Origin of the sequence: Burkholderia sp. WP9 (genome assembly GCF_900104795.1) — a bacterium.
GTDB lineage: Bacteria > Pseudomonadota > Gammaproteobacteria > Burkholderiales > Burkholderiaceae > Paraburkholderia.
The window spans coordinates 98,002-118,228 of the sequence record NZ_FNTG01000003.1 but is presented as its reverse complement, the minus strand read 5'-3'; the positions used below and the strand labels follow the sequence as shown (position 1 = coordinate 118,228).

General features: G+C 59.1%; 18 protein-coding genes and 4 pseudogenes. 14 read left to right on the top strand and 8 right to left on the bottom strand.

Annotated elements, in window-relative coordinates; all coding sequences use genetic code 11:
- Both BLW71_RS37925 and BLW71_RS37915 read right to left on the bottom strand, forming a co-directional pair.
- Positions 1-1,167 (bottom strand): polysaccharide biosynthesis/export family protein, encoded by a 1,167-nt coding sequence (locus tag BLW71_RS37925; RefSeq protein ID WP_286162253.1) that lies wholly within the window; start codon positions 1,165-1,167, stop codon positions 1-3.
- A 990-nt stretch (positions 1,168-2,157) separates the two neighbouring features.
- On the bottom strand, positions 2,158-3,018 hold the full coding sequence (locus BLW71_RS37915; protein ID WP_286162252.1) for a replication initiation protein: 861 nt from the start codon (positions 3,016-3,018) through the stop codon (positions 2,158-2,160).
- Between the two features lie 2,210 nt (positions 3,019-5,228).
- Here BLW71_RS37915 and BLW71_RS37910 point away from each other — a divergent pair.
- The 7 genes and pseudogenes from BLW71_RS37910 (at position 5,229) to BLW71_RS37880 (ending at position 11,680) form a co-directional block, all read left to right on the top strand.
- Positions 5,229-6,161: a ParA family protein gene (locus tag BLW71_RS37910; protein WP_218157157.1), complete on the top strand. Its 933-nt coding sequence runs from the start codon at positions 5,229-5,231 to the stop codon at positions 6,159-6,161.
- A complete protein-coding gene (locus BLW71_RS37905) occupies positions 6,154-7,035 on the top strand; it encodes a ParB/RepB/Spo0J family partition protein (RefSeq protein WP_091809563.1) in 882 nt (293 codons plus the stop codon). The genes BLW71_RS37910 and BLW71_RS37905 overlap by 8 nt, the downstream gene beginning before the upstream one ends.
- Positions 7,036-7,595: 560 nt before the next feature.
- The gene (locus tag BLW71_RS37900; protein WP_502686870.1) at positions 7,596-7,871 is read left to right on the top strand and encodes a hypothetical protein; all 276 of its coding nucleotides are present in this window, start codon (positions 7,596-7,598) and stop codon (positions 7,869-7,871) included.
- A 568-nt stretch (positions 7,872-8,439) separates the two neighbouring features.
- Positions 8,440-8,629 (top strand): annotated as a pseudogene (locus tag BLW71_RS42575) (type II toxin-antitoxin system ParD family antitoxin); the annotation flags it as partial.
- Between the two features lie 452 nt (positions 8,630-9,081).
- Complete coding sequence (locus tag BLW71_RS37890; RefSeq protein ID WP_091809561.1) at positions 9,082-9,354, top strand: type II toxin-antitoxin system ParD family antitoxin; 273 nt, start codon at positions 9,082-9,084, stop codon at positions 9,352-9,354.
- Complete coding sequence (locus BLW71_RS37885; RefSeq protein ID WP_091809559.1) at positions 9,351-9,650, top strand: type II toxin-antitoxin system RelE/ParE family toxin; 300 nt, start codon at positions 9,351-9,353, stop codon at positions 9,648-9,650. The genes BLW71_RS37890 and BLW71_RS37885 overlap by 4 nt, the downstream gene beginning before the upstream one ends.
- A 125-nt stretch (positions 9,651-9,775) precedes the next feature.
- Complete coding sequence (locus tag BLW71_RS37880; protein WP_091809557.1) at positions 9,776-11,680, top strand: site-specific integrase; 1,905 nt, start codon at positions 9,776-9,778, stop codon at positions 11,678-11,680.
- Between the two features lie 442 nt (positions 11,681-12,122).
- On the opposite strand, the gene BLW71_RS43040 is transcribed toward BLW71_RS37880, so the two are convergent.
- Complete coding sequence (locus BLW71_RS43040; protein WP_177205219.1) at positions 12,123-12,278, bottom strand: hypothetical protein; 156 nt, start codon at positions 12,276-12,278, stop codon at positions 12,123-12,125.
- Between BLW71_RS43040 and BLW71_RS42570 the strand changes: the two are divergent.
- Positions 12,214-12,399 (top strand): annotated as a pseudogene (locus tag BLW71_RS42570) (IS630 family transposase); the annotation flags it as partial. The gene BLW71_RS43040 and the pseudogene BLW71_RS42570 overlap by 65 nt on opposite strands.
- Before the next feature lie 164 nt (positions 12,400-12,563).
- Positions 12,564-13,149, top strand: a pseudogene (locus BLW71_RS42565) (glutathione S-transferase family protein).
- 123 nt (positions 13,150-13,272) lie between these two features.
- On the opposite strand, the gene BLW71_RS41880 reads toward BLW71_RS42565, so the two are convergent.
- The 3 genes from BLW71_RS41880 to BLW71_RS37855 all read right to left on the bottom strand — a co-directional run bounded on the left by BLW71_RS41880 (position 13,273) and on the right by BLW71_RS37855 (position 14,295).
- The gene (locus tag BLW71_RS41880; RefSeq protein ID WP_177205217.1) at positions 13,273-13,419 is read right to left on the bottom strand and encodes a hypothetical protein; all 147 of its coding nucleotides are present in this window, start codon (positions 13,417-13,419) and stop codon (positions 13,273-13,275) included.
- A gap of 197 nt (positions 13,420-13,616) precedes the next feature.
- Positions 13,617-13,937: a helix-turn-helix domain-containing protein gene (locus tag BLW71_RS37860; protein WP_091809555.1), complete on the bottom strand. Its 321-nt coding sequence runs from the start codon at positions 13,935-13,937 to the stop codon at positions 13,617-13,619.
- Complete coding sequence (locus BLW71_RS37855; RefSeq protein ID WP_091809553.1) at positions 13,927-14,295, bottom strand: type II toxin-antitoxin system RelE/ParE family toxin; 369 nt, start codon at positions 14,293-14,295, stop codon at positions 13,927-13,929. Before BLW71_RS37855 ends, BLW71_RS37860 begins: the two co-directional genes overlap by 11 nt.
- Before the next feature lie 631 nt (positions 14,296-14,926).
- On the opposite strand from BLW71_RS37855, the gene BLW71_RS37850 reads away from it, so the two are divergent.
- The 4 genes and pseudogenes from BLW71_RS37850 to BLW71_RS37835 all read left to right on the top strand — a co-directional run bounded on the left by BLW71_RS37850 (position 14,927) and on the right by BLW71_RS37835 (position 17,331).
- Positions 14,927-15,205, top strand: coding sequence for a type II toxin-antitoxin system RelE/ParE family toxin (locus BLW71_RS37850; protein ID WP_091809550.1), 279 nt, complete (start codon positions 14,927-14,929; stop codon positions 15,203-15,205).
- An 11-nt stretch (positions 15,206-15,216) separates the two neighbouring features.
- Entirely contained in the window at positions 15,217-15,519 is a 303-nt protein-coding gene (locus BLW71_RS37845; protein ID WP_091809547.1) for a HigA family addiction module antitoxin, read from the top strand.
- 81 nt (positions 15,520-15,600) lie between these two features.
- Positions 15,601-16,363 (top strand): annotated as a pseudogene (locus BLW71_RS37840) (IS110 family RNA-guided transposase); the annotation flags it as partial.
- Positions 16,364-17,019: 656 nt separating this feature from the next.
- The gene (locus BLW71_RS37835) at positions 17,020-17,331 is read left to right on the top strand and encodes a DUF4148 domain-containing protein (RefSeq protein WP_091809544.1); all 312 of its coding nucleotides are present in this window, start codon (positions 17,020-17,022) and stop codon (positions 17,329-17,331) included.
- A gap of 503 nt (positions 17,332-17,834) precedes the next feature.
- On the opposite strand, the gene BLW71_RS37830 is transcribed toward BLW71_RS37835, so the two are convergent.
- Together BLW71_RS37830 and BLW71_RS37825 are read right to left on the bottom strand one after the other, a co-directional pair.
- Positions 17,835-18,356 (bottom strand): AAA family ATPase, encoded by a 522-nt coding sequence (locus BLW71_RS37830; protein ID WP_091809541.1) that lies wholly within the window; start codon positions 18,354-18,356, stop codon positions 17,835-17,837.
- Positions 18,320-18,649, bottom strand: coding sequence for a ParA family protein (locus BLW71_RS37825; RefSeq protein ID WP_177205216.1), 330 nt, complete (start codon positions 18,647-18,649; stop codon positions 18,320-18,322). Before BLW71_RS37825 ends, BLW71_RS37830 begins: the two co-directional genes overlap by 37 nt.
- 592 nt (positions 18,650-19,241) lie before the next feature.
- On the opposite strand from BLW71_RS37825, the gene BLW71_RS37820 reads away from it, so the two are divergent.
- Positions 19,242-19,994, top strand: a complete 753-nt coding sequence (locus BLW71_RS37820) for a replication initiation protein (protein WP_091809535.1) — start codon at positions 19,242-19,244, stop codon at positions 19,992-19,994.
- The last annotated feature ends 233 nt before the right edge of the window (positions 19,995-20,227 follow it).

Sequence of the window (20,227 nt, the reverse complement as noted above, 5' to 3'; positions counted from 1 at the left end):
TCAATTACTTAGTTCACGATTGATTGTCGCAGTCGGCGACGCCACCATCACGACGAAGGACAAGAACTTCTTGAATTCAGCTCCCGGCGAGTTCGTGACATAGATCACGTCATGATTCTGAATCGGGAAATTCTGCGTCACGAAGAACGCGGCGGGATCGCGCAGGTCAATCTCGTACACAACAGGAACGGTCCCGTTCGTCGACATGACGGGCTGATCCTTGCCATCGAACAGCTTGGCATCTTCGAACCGGAATACGAATACGCCTCGCGCATCCGCACGGCTATCGTTGAGTCCGCCCGAACGGGCAAGCGCCTGAGCGAGTGAAATACCTTGAGCCTCGAACGGGATCTCGTCATTCTTACCCGTCGCACCGAGAACCGAAAAACTCAACGGCTGGAAAAGCGCCGTCACCACATCGCCCGGCTTCAGCATGACGTTTTGCCGCGGATCACGAATTACGGAGTCGAGCGGCATGGTGGCGGTGACATCGCCGCGTGAAAGCTGAACCGCCATACGACTGACAGGCTGCTTCAGGCCGCCAGCGAATGCAACGCCATCCAGCAGGCGCTCGCCTTTCGGCGTCAGCGGCATCATGGCGCTCGTATTCACCTCGCCCACAATGGTGACATTCGATGCATTGTTCTTGGCAACGCGAACGAGGACTTGAGGCTGATTCGCCTTTCCCTTGAGATGGCTGACGATGCTCGCCTCGATCTGCTCCGTCGTGCGCCCCTTCACCACAACCCTGTTGGCAAAGGGAATAGCAATCGAGCCATCCGCCGCCACCATTTGCGCCGGCAGGGTGACGCCATTAGATGGATTAGCTGTAAAGCCCGAAGCCGGTGCCAGGCTGCTGAACAACATGGCGGGCGGGGCCTCCCAGATCGTCACCTCCAGAACATCGCCCGGACCGATCAAATAATTGTTGGAAGCAGCACTCGGAAAAACGCGTGCGAATTGCTCAGGCTTCTTGTTTTCCGCCAACCTCTTTACCAGAGCATCATTGACGTCCACCAGCTGGATGCCTTCGATCCGTCCGGTATCGGGCTTCTCCTGCACCTGCTCACGGCTGGCTCCGGACCCAGGCAACCACTCCGGATATGTCGCACACCCCGAAAGACACAAAACTGCAAGAACGCAGGCCACTGAAACTTTCTTCTTCATCGAGCTTGACATCAAGTTCATCTGCTATCAATTCTGCCGGCTTTGTTTGCGTGCCCAGAGGCTCGATCAACGACGTCCTAGACGCCCACTCGCTGGTTCAAAAACGGAATCATTCGTCGCGCCGGCCGCATAGGCACGGGTACTCCGCGCCTTACATCGACGACATGAAGAATTCTCAAACGCCCGACATCACGTTCAAATGGAACAAAGGATGAGTGCGCATCGACCTGATACAAAAGACTGGATCGACTTCCGTGAGATTTTCGGAATAATGTCGGCGACGCCGGACTCCGAGACTTATTCCCCGAGACCCAGCGAATCAACGACAGCCCTATCCATAATGGCGACGCTGGTCTCCGCCCCTCAGACAACTCGGCACGTCGCATCTGCGAAAGTAGCCTTCGCTACGGAGCGGACACCCGTCGAGATCAGATTCGTGCGCGTATTTATCGCCGAAAAACGGTGCGGAACCGAACACGTTATCTTAAAAAAGCAAATCATTATGACATGGATTAAGCGCCTGCTGGATGTTGTTGCTCAATGCACAGCAGGACTTTATGACCTACGGAAAATTTTGCCGAGACTGGACCCGATTAGGACAGAACGCGACGCTTGCCCTCCGGTCACTTTGGTCAGGGCCACCTGAGGATCTGCGAACTTCTGCCGCGCGACGCAGCCTGCGATGCAGGACGCTCGCTTTCGTCAATCGAATCGACAGATTACGGCGCGCCTCTTGGAAATCTGCGTGAAATCGGGAGCAAAGCAGTGACTGCGGCGCCGCAACATAGGCGGACTCAAATGAATCCGACGCCCGGCGGCCAAAAAACAGTGCGGCACCACATCGAGGTCGACCATCTCGTGCGCGCGTACCACCAGACTTACGGGCCTGTCAGTTCTGACCGCCAACTACTCTAACAACACGGGCACACACCCAGAATGCCAACGTGCCTTGACTTCCGCGACTCGTAACCTCAATTCGCCGGCCGGCTCTTAATCAGCCATGTCGATGGCCAGCCGTCGCTGCGGATTTTCGATAAACCGGAATTCGAGCGAATGGACTGCCCGGCCGCGCTTGATGCCTTTCCAGTTAATCACCAGGTCGGCCTTCTCGTTCAGTTCACTGACCGCCATGTCGATCACTCGTCGCTTGATGTCGGCAAAGCGATAGGTCGGGGGCACGTCCAGCGCCGCGCGTAAATCATCGACGGTGATCAGAAGCACGCCGCGGTCCTTTTCCCTCATCAGGAGCTCCAGAAGCCGCCAAGAATAGATTGACTGCAAACCACGTGCAAAATCGAGCTGATAGCTCACGAACTTTCGCTGCAGCAGAAAGATATGAGGCGTCAGATCCGGCGAAAAACAGATCTCGGCCCATGCTTCGCCATCGTGATATGTTGCTTTCCACACCCACCGCAGTTGCACCCTCTTCTTTCCATCCATGTAGCTCAGCTTCCGCTCCAGCAGACTGGCGCAAGCCTCTTTCATGCCCTGATACGCAGCGGCGGCCTGTTTCTCCCCACTGCGAGGTGCCAACGCAGCAACCGCGGCAAACTCTTCAGCCCTGATCCTCACAGAGACATATCCATCCGCCTTGCCGTGCTGATAAGGTGACTTGCGGCTGTCAATGCTGCGCAACGCAGTCATCATCAGGCGCTTTTCGTTCAACGACAGGCCGTGCTGTGCATTAACCAATGCCCTGCTCATTGCCACCGTCCCCTTGATCCGGCCGTCAACCTCGAGTATCTCGTCGGGAGACGTGCCGAGCTCAATTGCCATGGATTCAATCAGTTCCGCGGCCTCCAACGGGATGTCCTTGCCCAACGGCCGGACGGCCTGCAGCTGGTTAGTCAAGTTCTCTTCTCCTGCTTGCCGCACGAAAATATCGATGCCTAATGAAGTCATGATTGTAGAAAGATGACGCGAGCCCCGCAAGTCACCGTTGTGGATAACGGTCGGAAAATGTCACCTCTCGGCCGGATTTCGTCCACTCTGGGCCGGAATTTGTCCACTTCAGGCCGGAATTTGTCACCGCCGGACCGTAATCTGTCACCTTTCGCGAAAGACGACCGGCTTGAAAGCCTTGCCAGGTAAGACCCACAGACCTATCGTCATGCGTTTACAAAAGGTTTTACAAAGGTTATACAAACTGTATTACTAAAGGTTTTATAAAGAAACTTAAGAAATATTTGGTTCCCAAAAGCCACTCCTGACGACTCCCCGCAAAGCAAGCGCTGAAATTAAGGTTCGATGGGTTTGAACATGAGGCGTTCAGCAGAACGTTACCGGCGAGCTGCCCCGTTTCTGGCAAGCTGAACCAGATTCCTGATGGGTCGCAATCCGTCACCTTTCGCCGGCTCTCGGGATACCAGGCTTCCGTTCGTGAAGTCGAAAGTACTTGTCCAAAGTTTGGACGAGAGGAACAGATAACACCTCCACGTGCATATCTGTCCCTTTGGTGGTTTACAAATATCCGGGCTAAACACTATCTCCCTCCTTCCAAAAGTTACCCGGAAATTGTCCCCGCGCTAGCGACATTTCAAAGTAGGACACGATTGGCGAGTAACATTTGGGAAGCCAGAATGAAATTGTGTGGTGTTTGGTCGTGTCATCCAAGACTGCAACGTCGCGAGGGGACATCGAGCCGGACCAGATGTCCGGTTTTAAGGAGAACGTCCGTCCAAAGGACGAACCCCTGCCGGGACGGACCGGATGCCGGACGGGTCGCAATCCGTCACCTTTCGTTTTGGAGGCCACATTGACAAGCGTTTGGCGCCCGTCCCGTAGCTAGCGAACGGTCGGAGCAGCCGGCCCAATGGCCGTAATCTGTCACTTTTAATATACACGGGCCAGCAGGGAGCGCCACGACCACCGCTCATGCATTCCGGGTCGCAATCCGTCACCTTTCGTATGCAAGTGACATCGAAAAGCGTTTGGCACCGTCCCGTAGCCGCCGAACAGTCGAAGCAGCCGGCCAATGGGCTGTAATCTGTCACTTTTATATACATGGGCCGTCAGGGAGCGCCACGCCCCTTCGCTCATGCACTCTGGGTCGCAATCCGTCACCTTTCGTATGCAAGTGACATCGAAAAGCGTTTGGCATCCGTCCCGTAGCTGCCGAACAGTCGGAGCAGCCGGCCGGTGGGCCGCAATCTGTCACTTTTAATATTCATGGGCAGGGAACGATACGGCCCTCCCCGCCCATGCTATCCGGGTCGCAATCTGTCACCTTTCGATAAGCGTCGTACTGCGACAATGTATCGATGCGCCTCGTCGCAGGCGATCTGTCAAAGACTGGACGAATGGATCACCGGATGCACCACCTACGCGCAAACAGGCTAGATCTGTTGCTGCTTGTCTCAGAGTGTCGACCAACGGCACGCGTCACGCTGCAATGCCTCATGGGGTCGCCATCCGTCACCTTTCACGAGCCGTTGGACCTCCCTGCATCGTTTCGCGCCAGCCTAGAGTAGCGAACGTCCGGAATTTTCAGGCAAGGAAGAGGCGGCTCTTGGCCGTTGCGGCGTCGTAATCGGCCAGTTTTCTTGGGTGCAGAGCGCTTGGCTGTTCCCACGTGTCCAGGTCGCCGTCCCTCACCTGTGCTCAGGTCGTCTGCACCTGCGCGGGACGCCCCACGTTCGTGCCGTCAGGAGGTCCCAGCGAATTGCCCGGTGTGTCTCGGGTCGCAATCTGTCACCTTTCGCAGGCTGCGCGCAATTAGTGCCGACTCACGTCTAGGCTATCGGACGCAAACTGTCCAAAGATTGGACGCGGACGCCAGTTGTTGTGGCATTCCAAGATGGCAATCGATAACATCTTCGCGGTCCAATCAAGCGGCTTGCCTGCTATTGGCGGTATCAATGCGTGCCGCGGATCGGGAGCCGTCACCTTTCCAGCGATTGCGAGGGGGTTTTATCCCGGTTTCCATAGCGGGCATCCATTGCGAAGGAGATGAAAGTCCTGCGAGGCTGGCGAAAACGCTGCAGGTATTCGCCGCTTTCGCGTAGGAGCTGATCCTGTGCGACTCTCATGCGGTGTCAAATCATCCGCCCGCATACCATCACATGAGCCTCATATCGACGACGACGGCCGGGTTTGTCACTGATTACAACGGTGGCCTTTACAGCGGCACTCACCACGCGTATCGTGCACGAAAAACGCATATACCGGACACAATGAGCAGCTTTGATCATACAAAAGTAATCGCAATCGCCAATCACAAAGGAGGGTGCGGCAAGACAACCACCGTCATTAACCTGGCGGCTGAATTCGGACGTCTTGGCCTCAAGGTACTGGTCGTCGACATGGATCCCCAGGCGAATGCGAGCCTTCATATTGGCAAGACGCATCCGAGCCGGGTTGATTTCACCAGTGCAGAACTACTGCTGTCCAACGTAGCGAGCTTGCCTGGGGCTATCCATGAAGAGACAAACATAGAAGGTGTTTCGCTGATCTATGGCTCACTCGCGCTCGGCAAAGCCGAAGACGAACTGAAGGACGTGACTCCCCGGCCATCTGAAGAACTGCGTAGCAAGCTTGAGCCCGCCGATGGGATCTATGACGTTATCCTGATCGATTGCCCGCCGAGCCTCAAGCTTCTTACAAGCAACGCGATGGCAAGTGCGACGCACATTATCGTGCCTGTCGAGTCCGGCTCCCAGTACGGACTGTACGGTGCGGACGATCTGTTAAAGCACATCGACAAGATCAAACGCATCAATCCGTCAGTAAGGCTGCTCGGAGCACTTCTCATCAAGCACGACGAGCGGCAGACGGTGTGCAAGCTTCTGGAAAGTACCGCTCTCAAGACATTTGGCCACATTCTGCCTGTCAAGATCTCCACCAGTACGAAAGTGAATCAGGCCGCTGTGATGCAGCAGAGCCTTCATGCGCTTGACCGCAGTTCGAAAGTGGCACGCGAGTTCCGTCAGCTGGCCGCCAGCCTGGCGCAGACCCTGGAGCTCAGCGCCGCAGAGGAGGCAGGAAAAAATGAGTAAGAGCCTGAAGGCACTGCTGGCACAGAAGGCGGAGGAAAACACGCAACGCCATCGCGAAGCAAACTATCGCGACGACTTCGATGTCGGTCGCCAGCACATCAAGCTCCCTCTCGACAGGATCGATCCCAATCCGTATCAGCCACGGACCAGTTTTCCAGAAGAAGAAATCCGCGAACTGGCCGTTTCCATTAGCGCGGTAGGCTTGCTGCAGCCCATCAGCGTACGCGCCGTGGGTGAACGGTATGAGTTGATAGCAGGGGAAAGGCGCCTGCGTGCGCACAAGCTTCTGACCAGACCAACGATCGAAGCGCTGGTCATATCAGCTGACGAGGCCACCAGTGCAACCCTTGCGCTTGCAGAGAACATTGAACGGGAAGACCTGTCGGATTTTGAGATAGGGGAGAGCATCAAACGGCTCGAAGAACATTTTCCCAAGCGAACGAAGCTGGCTGAGTCGCTAGGTATTCAACGATCCGACCTCTATCGTTACCTGTCGTTTTCCAGTCTTCCTGACAGTATCCGTAAGCGGTTGGCAGCCCGGCCGAAGCTCCTCTCCCGTTCTGCCGCGGCGGACATAGTCAGGGTCCTCAAGGAAGCGGGCGACGACGAAGCCATCAGCAGGAGACTCGAGGAGGCGTGGGCACTGCTGGAGAGTGGCAAGCTCGACCAGACGAAGTTAGCGAGCTTTCTGTGTAACAGTGCAGCAACTACCTCAGGGATGCGGCAGAAACCGACTCATATCATGAAGCAGGGCGCAAAGGTTGGCACGTTTTCACAGACCCCCCATGAATTCGTAATGAAAGTCGCCAACAACGTGCTGACGGACGAACAAAAGCTGAAGATTCAACAGTTCGTGCTGGAGCTTCTGGCTTAGCGTAGCGCTTGTCCAAACTTTGGACGTTTATGGAGCGTCACCCCGGCAGGGTGACTTCGGTCGCTAGGGCAGCCAGTACCAGCTGATGGCACCGGCACCTGTTTGTGGTATCTCACGGACAGGAGGGCGCAAAGGTTGGCACGTTTTCACAGACCTCTATGAATTCTTAATGAAAGGTGGCCAACAGCGTGCTGATGGAGAACGAAGGCTGAAGATTCAGCAGTTCGTGCTGGAGCTCCTGGCTTAGCGTACCGCCTGTCCAAACTTTGGACGTTTCTGGAGCGTCATCCCGGGAAGGTGACTGTTCTATCGCCAAGGGAGTCAGTACCAGCTGATGGCACCGGCACCTGATTGTGGTATTTCATAGGCGATCTGCGCTTACCGCGCCCCGAAGTGACACAGGCTGGACCTCCTACCAACGGGAGATAACTGGTGCAGCCCGGAAAGCGGTCGCCTGCCGGCTGTGGCCGAAGTGACCAAGTGGTGATTTTTTGAGAAAACGGGTCGTCAGGAGTAGGATCCGCCACTCTCAGGTGAGTGGATTCAGGAACAACAAGGATATGGTACAACTGGCAATCAAAGGGGCGGCAGGCGGAATGAGCCTACTGACGCAACACGAAGTGGAGACGGGGCGACTCTCCCGTTCATTAGGCCTGCGCGCCAGCGAGGATGGTAAAAGCGTGCGACTGGTTGAATCAGTCGCGCGCAAGACCGGAGTTCCGCACGAATACCAGTTTGAAATCACTACTGGCGAACTGATTGCGCTGATTCGCACGCACGGCGCGCTGGTGTCTGAGGAAAAACGCGGTAATCCTGTTCCAGCCAACCCGGACTGATCCGAAGGTGGGCGTACGCTACCTGCGGCTTGCGCAGTCCCACCGCTTGCCGGCTTCCGTTGGGAGCGCTTTGGATCGCTAACCGGAGGTACGGGTACCGCCGGGCACCTCCGTACGCGACACCGCTTTTCGAGAAATTCCGGAGGCACTTCCGGCCCGGCCTTGTCTGCCATTTATGACTGGCGGACCGGCCCTGCGGGCCGGCGAAACAGCGACTATGATGTAGATGTGGTCCGGGCTCACAGCCCGTGACTACCAACGGAGCAGCGGCGGGGCTGGCGGGCAAACTGGCCGCCCGTCGCTGCTCCGCCACGAACCGGTCCGCGCTCACACAACTGAAGCGGGCCGTTTTTTTTCCCTGTTCAGTGGTGGTAACCAGTATTGGCGGCCAAGGAATCCGTCCTGCTGCCACCCGGGCACCGCGTCTGCGCCGTCGCGCCGGCGGTGCGACACGCCGCGCGTCGTGGAAAGGGGGGATCGCCGGGCTGACGCCGCTTTGGTCAAGGTGGCCCCTCCGTGCGATACCCAACTTTGGTATCGATGGACGCGTTTGAGAAGAGGGCCACCCATGTCACGCAACACATCGGTTTCCTTCGACGACCACTTCGCCGAGTTCGTTGACGCGCAGGTGCTGTCCGGCCGGTATGGTCGGTCAGCGATGTCGTGCGCGCCGGCCTGCGCCTGCTCGAATTGCATGAAACGCTGGCGCCCTGCAGGAAGCCCTGAAGGCCGGCGAGGCTTCGGGGGCGCCGGGTCCTGCACCAGCGGATGGACGTTGGGCGTCACCTGTAGGCATCGGCGAAGACGAACCTCAATGCTGCGCGGCCGGCGCGGGAACCCGGCCGGGAGCCGCGTGGCCAGTGAGGCCAGATCGACCGGCCTGCCGCCCGGTTTTTCCCGGTCGATCAATGCCACCTGCCGCCGGCGCATGCTGCCCAGGACAAATCTGCCTAGGTCGTCAACGTCACAGACCTTTGCTAACCGCTCTTCACCACGCCCCACTCGCCGCTGTAGCGATCCCCGTCGCCCTGTGTGCGGTGCATTTTCTGATGCGGTCAATGGTGATAACTGTTATTAGCACCATGCGATTTAATCGGTAGAATACGCGGAAACGGCGTTATGCCCCAAAAATCAGGGGCGTACCGTCCCAACTTGATAACTGTTATCAAGTCGCGTAGGGTGGAGGCGTGGCTATTGTGAGGAGATCACCATGATCAGTGCTGACCTGGGGCAGCAACTGGAAGGCTATGTCGCGCGGCTCGTCGAGACCGGGCGCTACCGCTCGAAAAGCGAGGTCCTGCGCGAAGGCGTGCGGCTCATTCAGGACCGCGAGACGCAGCTTGCTGCGCTCGACACTGTGATCGAACGCGGCCTCGCCGATTCCGACGCGGGCCGGGGCACCCCGGCCGACGAGGTGTTCGACCGGCTCGAAGCGAAGTACCAGGCGATGGCCAGGCAGGCGACGGACCAGCGCGACTCATGATCGTCCGGATTCTGCCCGCTGCAGAGGCCGAACTCGAGGCGATCGGCGATTACATCGCCCGGGACAATCCGTCCCGGGCTGTGAGCTTCGTGCGGGAACTGCGCGAGCGCTGCCTCGGCCTTGCTGACATGCCGCTCGCGTTCCCACTCGTGCCGCGCTACGAAGCGCGCGGCGTGCGGCACCGGGTGCACGGCCATTACCAGATTTTCTATCGCGTCGTCGGTCAGCCCGCGGAGCGGGTCGACGTCATTCACGTGCTGCACAGCGCGCGCAACACCGCCGCGATCCTTTTCTGAGCGACAGTCATGCGATAGCGTGACCGCCCGTTTGCCCGCCCTCCCGCCCATGTCCGTTGCGCCCGGCCCCGCGCCGTGACGGACGTACGTCGGGCAGGCGCGTATCAGGAACTCAGGAGCGCAACATGGCGAACCGTCCTCAACAGCTGACGCTGCCCCTGCCGCGCAGCTATACGCGCACCGATTTCGCAGCGCTGCGCGCGTTCGTGCAGCGCGTGCCGCTGCCGGCCATCGCACGGCTGTACTTCGATCCGGACACCGCGCCGCATGCGGCGGGCGCCGACGCGCTCGAGCGCTACCTGCGCACGATGCGCGATGACCTGGTGCACCTCGCAACCCTGCACGGCTCGTCGGTCCTGGCCGACCACCTGAAAGCGTCGACCCGGCACCACGGCAGCGCGAAGCTCACCGCCGTCACGCTGCGGATGGTCGAGCAGGCATCCCGGCTGGCCGCCGCGGCGCCAGCCGCCACGCACCCGGTCGGCCTGTGGTTCCGCCCGCTGGTCGCCCGGCGTCTGGTGGGGGAGGGCATCCCGACGCTCGGCGCACTGGTGGACTTCTGCAACCGCCGCGGCGGCAGCTGGTGGCGGGCCGTGCCGCGCATCGGCCTGCTGCGCGCGCGGGTGCTGGTCGCGTGGCTGCGCCGGCACGCCGGCACGCTGGGCGTCACGGTGGCTGACGATGTCGATGCCGTCGATCCGCTCGAGGCACCGTCGGGCGCCGCGCGCGTCGCGCTGGTCCCGGCCGGCACCGGGCGCGCCAGTGAGCTGGCGCCGCTTGAGCGGGTCGCGCTGCCCCACGCGCTGTCCGGCGGGGAGGGGTCTCATGGAAACGGCATGCGCGGCCTCAACCGCGCATCGGGCCTGTGCTATCTGCAGGCGCAGCACGACCTTGACGCGGTACGCGCCTGGCTGCACCGCTACCGCGACCGGCCGCAGGCGTTGCGCGCGTACACGCGCGAACTCGAGCGCCTGCTGTTATGGGCGGTCACGGTGCGCGGCACGGCCCTGTCGTCGCTCACGGTCGACGACTGCGAGGCGTACAAGGATTTCCTCGCGATGCCGTCGGCGGCCTTTACCGGTCCCCGCACACGGCGCGATTCGCCACGCTGGCGCCCCTTCGCGCCGGACGGACTGAGCCCGGACAGCCAGCGCTATGCGGTGCGCGCGCTGCGCGCCGCGTTCGACTGGCTCGTCGACGTGCACTACCTGGCCGGCAACCCGTGGCAGGCGGTCAGCGATCCGGTGACGGTCACGCGGGCGCACGCGATGCGCATTGAACGGGCGCTGCCAGCCGACCTGTGGAGCCGGGTGCGCCGGTTCGCCGAAGACCGTAGCGCGAGTCTGGGGCCGGCCGCTACGCGCTGGCGCGCCGCGCGCGCCGCGCTGCTGCTGATGGGCGACTCGGGTCTGCGCAACGCCGAGGCGGCGCTCGCCCGCCGCGAGCAGCTGCGCTACGTGCCGGCCGATGGCGAGGTGCCGGCGAACTGGGAACTGGAGGTGACCGGCAAGGGCCGCAAACAGCGCATCGTGCCGGTCAGCGGCGCGTGCGTCGAGGCGCTGGCCGCGCACTGGCGGGATCGCGAACTGGATCTCGCTGCGCCGCCGCCGTCGGCGCCGCTGGTCGCGCCGCTGGTGATCCCGGCGACGCGGGCGGCGCAGCGCCGGCACGCCGGTGCGCAGGGTGACCGAAGTCGGGAGCGAGAGCAGGATCAGCAGGGTGGGGTGGGCTATTCGGGCAACGGGCTGCGCGAGCTGGTCAACTGGGCGGTGCGGCAGATCCGCGCCGAGCTGGATCTCACCGAGGACGAGCGCCGGCAACTGGCCGGCACCACCCCGCACGCGTTCCGGCATACGTTTGGCACCCAGGCGGCCGTCGACGTGCCGCTTGACGTCGTGCAGCAGGTGCTCGGTCATGCGTCACTGCAGACCACCACAATTTATGTGCAGGCGGAAAGGAAGCGCGTGCGGCGCGAACTCGCCGGCTACTACCAGCGGATGACCGGCGTCGACCCATCGCCGTCGGAATAAGGGTGCCGCCGCGCAACCACTGCCACGCTCGCGATCAACCTCGAGCTCCTGTGCCCGCGTATATGCCGCAATACGCGTGTAACGGACCAGGGCACGAACAGCGCGCGCCTCCCGACCATTCTCACCCTCGCGACATCGACGATCCATTCTGATGGCCATCACCCAATAACAGCAGCCCATAACCGCCCCTGTTGTTGACGTTTCTACTCAACTTTGCGCCGCCATCTAATGATGCTTTTACACTGCCGCTAACAGCCCACGCCGGTTGAGCGCATCGAGCCGATCCCGCGCGTGCCGCGCGGCAATCACGATGAGAATCATTCAGATCGTCGCGCCATACGCGTGAATGCACGCTAACGGCGGCGCAGCTCCACCAGCTTGCTGACGTGCCGCCCGAAGCCGAATGGTTTGCCAATCTGGATAATCCGCGCACGCGTCGCGCCTACAGATCGATCTCCGCGATTTCATGAATTTTGCGGGGATCCGGCAACCCGATGAATTCCGCCTCGTCACGCGTGCTCGGGTGGCGCAAGGTGATCACCGACAAGGCCATCCGCAGAGACTCGTTTGGCTCGGTCAAACAACTGATCACGCGCATCGATCAGTTCGTTTCCCACTACAACGAAAACTGCAAACCAATCATGTGGACCGCTTCCGCTGATTCCATCCTCGAAAAGCTACACAGATTTTGTTCGCAAATCAGCGGAACGGAACCCTAGTCGAGAGTGATCTTTGGGCGTTCCCGGGCCGGGCTCTGAAGACAGCCGCTATAGCCACCCCAGGGCGCTCCGGGAAGTAGGAAAATAGGGAAGTAGTGGAGCCTTCTCTCACCTCACGGCCACTGCTGGCGGCCGTGCTTCACACGCAGGATCGTCACGACTTCATCGCTTGCGCGATAAAACACGATGTAGTTCTGTATTGTATTGCAGGAGAAGGGAATGCCGACGTCGCCCCTGTCGACGTGCGCAGGCATTTACTGCCGGACGGGACAAGCTATTACGATGTATGCGACTTGGGTTACGTGCCGCTTCTGCAACTGGAGGACGGCACATCTCTGCGTGAGGGTACGGTCATTGCCCAGTACCTTGCCGACCAGGCGCCCGAATCGAAACTGGCGCCCGCCCACCATTCGATCAAGCGTTACAGGCTGCTTGAATGGCTCAACATCCTGAGCGCCGAGATTCATAAGGGCTTCATTCCGCTGCTTTACGCGGTGGCCGCCGGAAAGTGGGTCGATACCGCCAGGCCGAAGCTCGAAAGCAGATTTGGCTGGATCGACCGGCAAGCGGTTTCTGATGGGCGATAGTTTCACGATTGCCGATGCTTACCCGTTCGCGTGGACGGGATGGGGGACCGCCGCGTGGATGAAATCGGTGTACAGCGCGAACATCGATCTCAATCATGAGCGTATCAGGGATCGACTGACGGTCCAGCGCGTCCTGCGGGAAGATGGCTTGCTCGCTAACTGAGTCTGGAGCCAGCTTCGCCTGAAAGATTGCCTGGAGGTCGGCCGGCCGATTGTCGCCAACTTGAGATGGCCATATTTGATATGGACTGCGACATAATTAAACGCGGACGCGCCGTGACGCGTCCTAGTGAGTCAAGAAATACGCGCAAACAGCAATTACGCCAAAGATCCCGGCGCACCAGAAGATTCCGCTCACAATCTCGCGGTCAATGCTCTCGGTTGTCGGGGTTGCTTCGATTGCTGCTTTTTTCACCTTGTCATCAACCTGCATAACTTCTTCCTTCTATTTGCCATGCCATCCAAGGCTCTGGGCATGGGCAATCGCAAAAAACGCGCATTCTACAGATAAACCCATACCAATGCTGCCATTCCGGCAGGGGGGTGAATCGGCTTCGGCGAGATTTGCGACCATCTTAAGAAGGTTGCAAACGGGAGTTTTCTGGAGCACCAACCTTAACTTTTATGCGGTCAGGCGAGCATTTCAATCCCGTGCTTCTGGACGATCTGCAGGAGCTTGGCCGCCATGCCGCTGGGCTGCTTCTGGCCGGTCTCCCACTTCTGAACCGTCGACGTGCTCGTGTTCAGATAGAGCGCGAAGACTGGCTGGCTTACCTTGGCTGCTTTGCGAATGAGCACGACATCCTTGGCCTCAAAGTGCGGCGGCTCCTCGATGCAAAACTCGTCGTATTCGCGCATTGTCGTCTTGTCGATCAGTTTGGAACGACGAAGACCGGACGCAGCGCTATGAATCGCCTCGAAAGCGTCACTCTTGAACCGTTTAGCAGCCATGACAGATCTCCAGTAATTCCCCGTCTTTCACCAGCCGGTCCATCTCGTCCGGCTTCAACTTCCCGTAATCCTTGGCGAGCTTCTTGAACGCCTTCAGCTCGTCCTTCTCGATGTTTTCGCGATCGTTCTTCGCAAACAGAAAGACGAAAATCCACCGCACCCCAACCTTGTTCACAACGATGCCGCGGTGTCTGTTCTTGTCGAGGCGCTTTTTCCAAACGTTGCCGCCCAGATCCGTGCCCTGACCCTTCGTCAGTTCCTCGGCCGCCTCGCAGAGCTCCTTATCCGTGATTCCAGCCGCTTTGGCCTCTTTAGCAAACCAAGGAGTTTTGAAGACGCGCGAAGCTGGAGCCTGCATTTATTGTTAGGTACGTGGGAGAGCCAATAACATAGCACCTGGTGCAATACCTTTCAACCTTGCCCCATTTATACGTTTTGACAATATGTCAGTATGGGGTAAACCCATTCCTGACTATCAGCCGATCTAGCAAGCAGTGTCAGAATAGGGCGCTTATCTGTATTTCCTGACACCAATCTATACGCCTCTAGACGTTAATCTGACACTTCATGGGTTGTTTCCGAAAACGGTCGAAACTGTGGAAACTGCCGCCGTGGAAACCCTCGATTTCCGTGCGAACCTGGGGTGCGAAACTCGGCGGTGAGCAGAAAAAAACCCGCACCGGAGCGGGCCAAACACTAGCCTATCTGCCTCAGGACGCACAACCACTCTACCGGCAATCCCCTTCATTGACGCGTGATTGCGCCCCATAAATGCGCACCTGCCAACCCTCCGCGCGATTTGGACTCGTATCGGGTGTCGCAGAACACGACCTCCCGCCGACCGTCTCTCCGCTGCGGATTACTAGCAGCTTGTGTACGAAAACGACCGTTTTCGTGCGCCGTCTTGTTTTGACAGAATATCTGCCGTATAGTGAGGCTATACGCTATACACAGGGAGGTGAGATGGCGGCAACCGAGAACGGGAAACCGTGATCAAGTCTTGGCGACACAAAGGGCTAGAACAGTTCTTTGTTAGCGAACGCAAGGCAGGAATCAGACCTGACCATGCAAGCAAATTAAAACGTCAGTTGGCCCGGTTGGATGAGGCGAAGTCACCTCAGGACATGAATTTACCGGGCTGGAAGTTGCATCCGTTGCACGATGACTTGGAGGGCCATTTTTCGGTCTGGGTCAACGGCAATTGGCGAGTTACCTTCACTTTCGAAGGGACTGACGCCATCCTGGTCGACTATCAGGATTACCATTAGGTAAATACACGATGTCTCGCATTTTCAACCCGCCCCATCCGGGCGAAACGCTCAGGGAGGACGTTCTCCCTGGGCTCGGTTTGACCGTAACCGAAGCCGCAGTGCAGCTCGGCGTCACGCGCGCGGCTTTGTCGCGCGTGCTAAACGGTCACGCCGGCATTTCCCCGGAGATGGCTCTGCGCCTCGAGGCGTGGCTCGGGGAAGAAAATGGGGGGCGTGCAGATCTCTGGGTCGCGCAACAGGCGGCCTATGACCTTTGGCAAGCCCGTTCGCACGGGACTCCAAGGGTGCAGCGGGCACACGCCTGCGCTTGAAATAAACATGAAATGACAAAGGGCGCTTCGGCGCCCTTTGTCATTTGTGGCTTCCGCGGCCGCGGTTTTCACACCGTTGAGCTGAGCGAGAAAGGCTATGACTGCATGGTCTCCGCGCCGTCACTGATTCCCCGGAAACCTGGCGAGCGCGTCAAGACCGACCGACGTGATGCTGCAAAACAGGTGCGTTCGCTGCGCGCCGGGGACCTGTCGCCTGTCCACGTGCCGACCGTCGAGGGCGAAGCGTTCCGTGACCTGGTCCGCACCTGGGGCGCCGCCAGACGGGATCTGAAACAGGCCAGGCAACGTCTGAAAGCGTTCCTGCTCGGCCATGACGTGCGGTATACCGGCCGGGCTGACTGGGGGCCGGGACACCGGCGCTGGATCAGCGGCTACACCTTCGATTCGCACTGGCAGCAGCTTGCGTTCGAGGAACATCGGAGGACGATCGAAGACCGCACTCGCACAGTGCGCACGGCTCGAGACGGCCTTACCCGAGATGGTGGCGCCACAAGAGCGTTTCTATCCGGTTGTCGAAACGCTTCAGGCCCTGCGTGGCGTTCAGTTCACCACCGCCATCGGCATGCTGGCCGAGCTCGGCGACCTCTCACGCTTCGACCACCCGCGGCAGCTGACTGCTTGGCTGGGCCTCACACCATCTGAACACTCGTCCGGCCAGAAACGCCGGCTGGGCAGCATCACGAAGGCGGCCAACAGCTACGCACGGCGCCTCCTCGTTGAAGCAGCGCGGTCGTATCGTCATCCGGCCAAGGTCAGCCCTGCCATCCAGAAACGCCATGAGGGGTGTCCCAAGGCGATCATCGACCGCGCCTGGTCTTCTGAGGGCGGCGCAGCGCGGTCCGCGAGCAACCCGCGATGATCCTAAGGGATAGCGTGCTGACGCTGACTCCCGACCATAGAGCGCGGCAGGCTCACCAGACGGAACCCTGTACGTGGTAACCAACCCACGGATATCAGATTGACCCACCGACTGCGCCGCCCTGAGCAGATTGAACGAAAAGCCTTATGAAATAGCCTATATGAAATAGCAGCCACACCTTTGCGGTACTTGAACGCGAAAGTCATATCAGGATCCATGCTCAAAGAATGATCGATGCTCTCCCGACAATTGGAGGCCTGTGTGCCAAATTACGCTCTTGCCCTTCCTGACCGGCTGGCAACCCTACTTCTTTTGTGGTTGCAGAGGAGAATGCCGGGCAAGTGCTGCGTCACCACGCCACGTAGCGCGATTTTAAATTAGGGTTTACACTCATTTCCGTCTCCTCCATGTCTCCTCGGAATATGGATTACGCCCGCCTCTCGAAGGTGGGCTTTTTTTAGCCGCAGTGCTCATCGCGAATCAGGGTTTACCCAAATCCCGCAACAATCCCTTCCTGACATCTGCCTTAATTTTAAGCGTCTGCTTACCTAGACTGTAATCACTGGTTTACGAACAGGGCTGTTCGTAGCAGGACAAAACAAAGTCTGGAGGTAAGTACCATGAAGTCCCTTATTCAAGCCGTTGTCGTTGCCGCTGCCCTTGCTGCTCCGGTTGCCGTGTTCGCCCAATCGAATGCACCTTTGACCCGTGCGCAGGTGCGTGCTGAACTGGTTCAGCTCGAAAAGGCTGGCTATAACCCGGCTCACGGGGAAGACCCGTATTACCCCGCCGACATCCAGGCGGCTGAAGCCAGGGTGGCTGCGCAGAACGGCGCAACGAGCGGTTACGGCGGTGTGGTGAGCGGTTCGTCGGACGCAGGACGCCCGGCAGTGTCGAAGGCCGACTGGAACGCGATGTACGACCATCCGTAATGTGTTGATGCCCGAATGCCAACAGGCTGCCGAACGCATCCTGTCATTGAGCACCATACTCTGAGCGCGCAGCCCCCTTGCGCGCCCTTATTAAAAGAACTGGCTCGCTAGCGCGGCAATTCCCGGCAGCGGGCCCGTTCCGTATCGAACCTCCTCCAGTGGGCACCCCGTCCCGCTGGATTTGCCCGGACCTTCATGGTCTGGGCGCTTTTTCGCATTCCCGCCGGGCGTCGCGCCCACGCGTATGGCGTGCCGGAAAATTCGGTTCGTGCCGTCGCAACTGGAATTTTCTGGCGTCGCCGTTTATCAAGCGCCTCCGACCTGCCATCTGATCGGCCAATACTGTGTGGCACGCAGGCGCGCCGATGCCATCCGGTTTATCTGCCAGCGCAATGGTGACCAATTGCTGCGTGGCACTTGTTCATTTTCGTTTTCTTTTCTCCTGTCTGAATTTGAAGGTAATCCGCGCCGGCACGGCACTGCAATTCGTTATCGGGCGGGCATCAATCGGCTGTCCTCAGTTCCGCTGCCACTGCGGCAACAGTCGCGCGGCTGGTGTCCAGGTTCGAGACGATCCAACTCCAACTCAAACCCTTCTCCAGAGCGGCGCGGATCGTAGCCCGCCTCTCGGTATCAGCCGGCCGCCCTTTGAACCTGCCCGCGTCTTTCGCCTTGGCGATGCCCTCGGCCTGACGGCGGCGGCGGTCGTCGTAATCTTTCCACGCTACAGCAGCCAGCATGTCGAGCCGCATGCCGTTGACCGCTGCCAGCATGCGGCCGGTGAATGCGTCGGTTGCCTCAGCACGCGCCTCAGCGATGAACCGCAGCATGTCGTCCGTCACGAGCAGGGCGAGCTTAGATCCCGACTCGACCGGCACGAACACTACATCGGCAGCGAAAAGCGCGTTCGCCGTCAGGAAGTTGAGCGCGGGTCGCGTGTCGATCAGGATCACATCGTAGGCGTCGTGCAGCACGTCGAGCGCCTTCTTCAGTGCCGATGTCGACGCGAACGGGCTGGTCTGCATTTTCTCTGCACGCCGTCGAGCAGCAGTGTCGAGTCGACCAGATCAACGCCCTTCACTTGGGTGTCACCGATGATCGCCTGTGCGATCGACAGGCGCCCCTCGAGCACCCGCTTAATTGCGCCACACGGCGCATCATCAAACGAATACAGCAACTTTGTAGCGTTGGCCTGCGGGTCCATGTCCACGACGAGCACCCCGTATCTGTCGCGCGCAAGCGCATCGGCAACGGACGTCGTGATGGTCGTCTTAGCGACGCCACCCTTGTGATTTGCGAAGGCGATGACTTTTGCCACAATTCCTCCTGGTCTCATAATTTTTCGTGGCAATTATCTTTCTTGACTGCGTCAACTCCAATGAAAAATAGCAACGCAGAGCGTTTGGTTTTGATTTTCTGGCTCTCTCCATAGGACAAGCGCAGCGCGTCAGGCCGAAGGCAACGCTCGCGGGGAGACTGTGGGCGAGTGCGGTACCGCGTAGCGGATGTCCACGGCCGTTAGGCGGTGGACATCGCAGTCGTCCACGGGCGAGCGCGGGATGAACGACAAGTCATGCAGACTGATCGGCGCATAGAGAACCGCTATGGTGTACAAATCCCCGGCGTTGCGTAGCGAACCCCTCGTTTTATATCCGTTTTCCGTTTTAAAACGTTTTAGGCGTCCTGCAATCCTTACTTGATAAGCATCGCAGGACGCTAAGGTGTACAGATTCCCGGTCGAAAGGTGGCGGGTTTCCCGGTTAAAGGTGGCAGATTTCCCTGTCTATGGGACAAATTCCCGGCGTTATGCACAGGGACGATTTGTTATCCACAGGTGTACTCGATCTTCAGATTGCCACCTTTTCTAGGGGTGTACATAATCGTGGCGCATCCACCTTTTCGCCCGCGCCATGACGAAGACTCTTACAGCCAAACCTCACAGCCAAACGGCCATTGGCGATCGCCAAGTGACGATGGCGAATATCATCGTCCGCGCATCACACAACCTAAACCTGTCCGAGAAGCGAATGATCGCGGCTGGGCTCGCGGTGAGCGATACCACGGACGGCCGCGCATTGACCGAGGAGAAGTTCTGGACCGTAAAGCTGTCCGCAATGGAGTATGCGGAAACCTTTGATATCAGCCTCGATACAGCCTATGAACAACTACAGAACGGCGCCGACAAGCTGTTGACCAAGCTGATTGTGCGGCCTGATCGCGATCGTAAAGGGGACGAAATCAAGCACGCGTGGCTGTTGCGGGCCAAATACTCGAAGGGACAGGGGACTGTGACCATCACTTGGCACCCCGACGTGCGGCCATACCTGTTTTGTTTGCGGCAGGAGTTCACGACATACAAGCTCAAGCACGCAGCCGCGCTGCGCAGCGTCTATTCGTGGCGCCTATTCGAGAACCTCAAAAGCTGGAACGGGGCGGGAAAATGGGAGCCTACTCTTGAAGATTTCGAACACGCAATGGACGCGCCGCGGAACTACAGGACAAATTTCAAAGAACTGCGCCGCCGCGTCATCGACCCGGCTGTCAAAGAATTGTCAGAGAAGAACGGCCTGATCGTCGATTGGGAGCCGACCAAAAACGGCCGTAAGGTCGTAGGGTTGCGCTTCAGGTTTCGCCCGAATGAGCAAATGCCCCTTGCATTCTGACCGGGGATTCGTACACCTATAGACCCCGTTGCGCACTTGAACCGCACCGATAGTGGTGCGGGCGCGCCTCTAGCCAGACAGCAGGCACGCCTGGGCAGCGCCAATGGTTTTGGCCGACCGGCCGTGCTGCTTGACGTTGTCTACACGCCTGACGCGTCAGGATATGTAGCAGCCGGCGCAGTTCTACACGTTGCTATATAGCACTGCGCCGGCCCGTAGATCGGCGCGGGCTA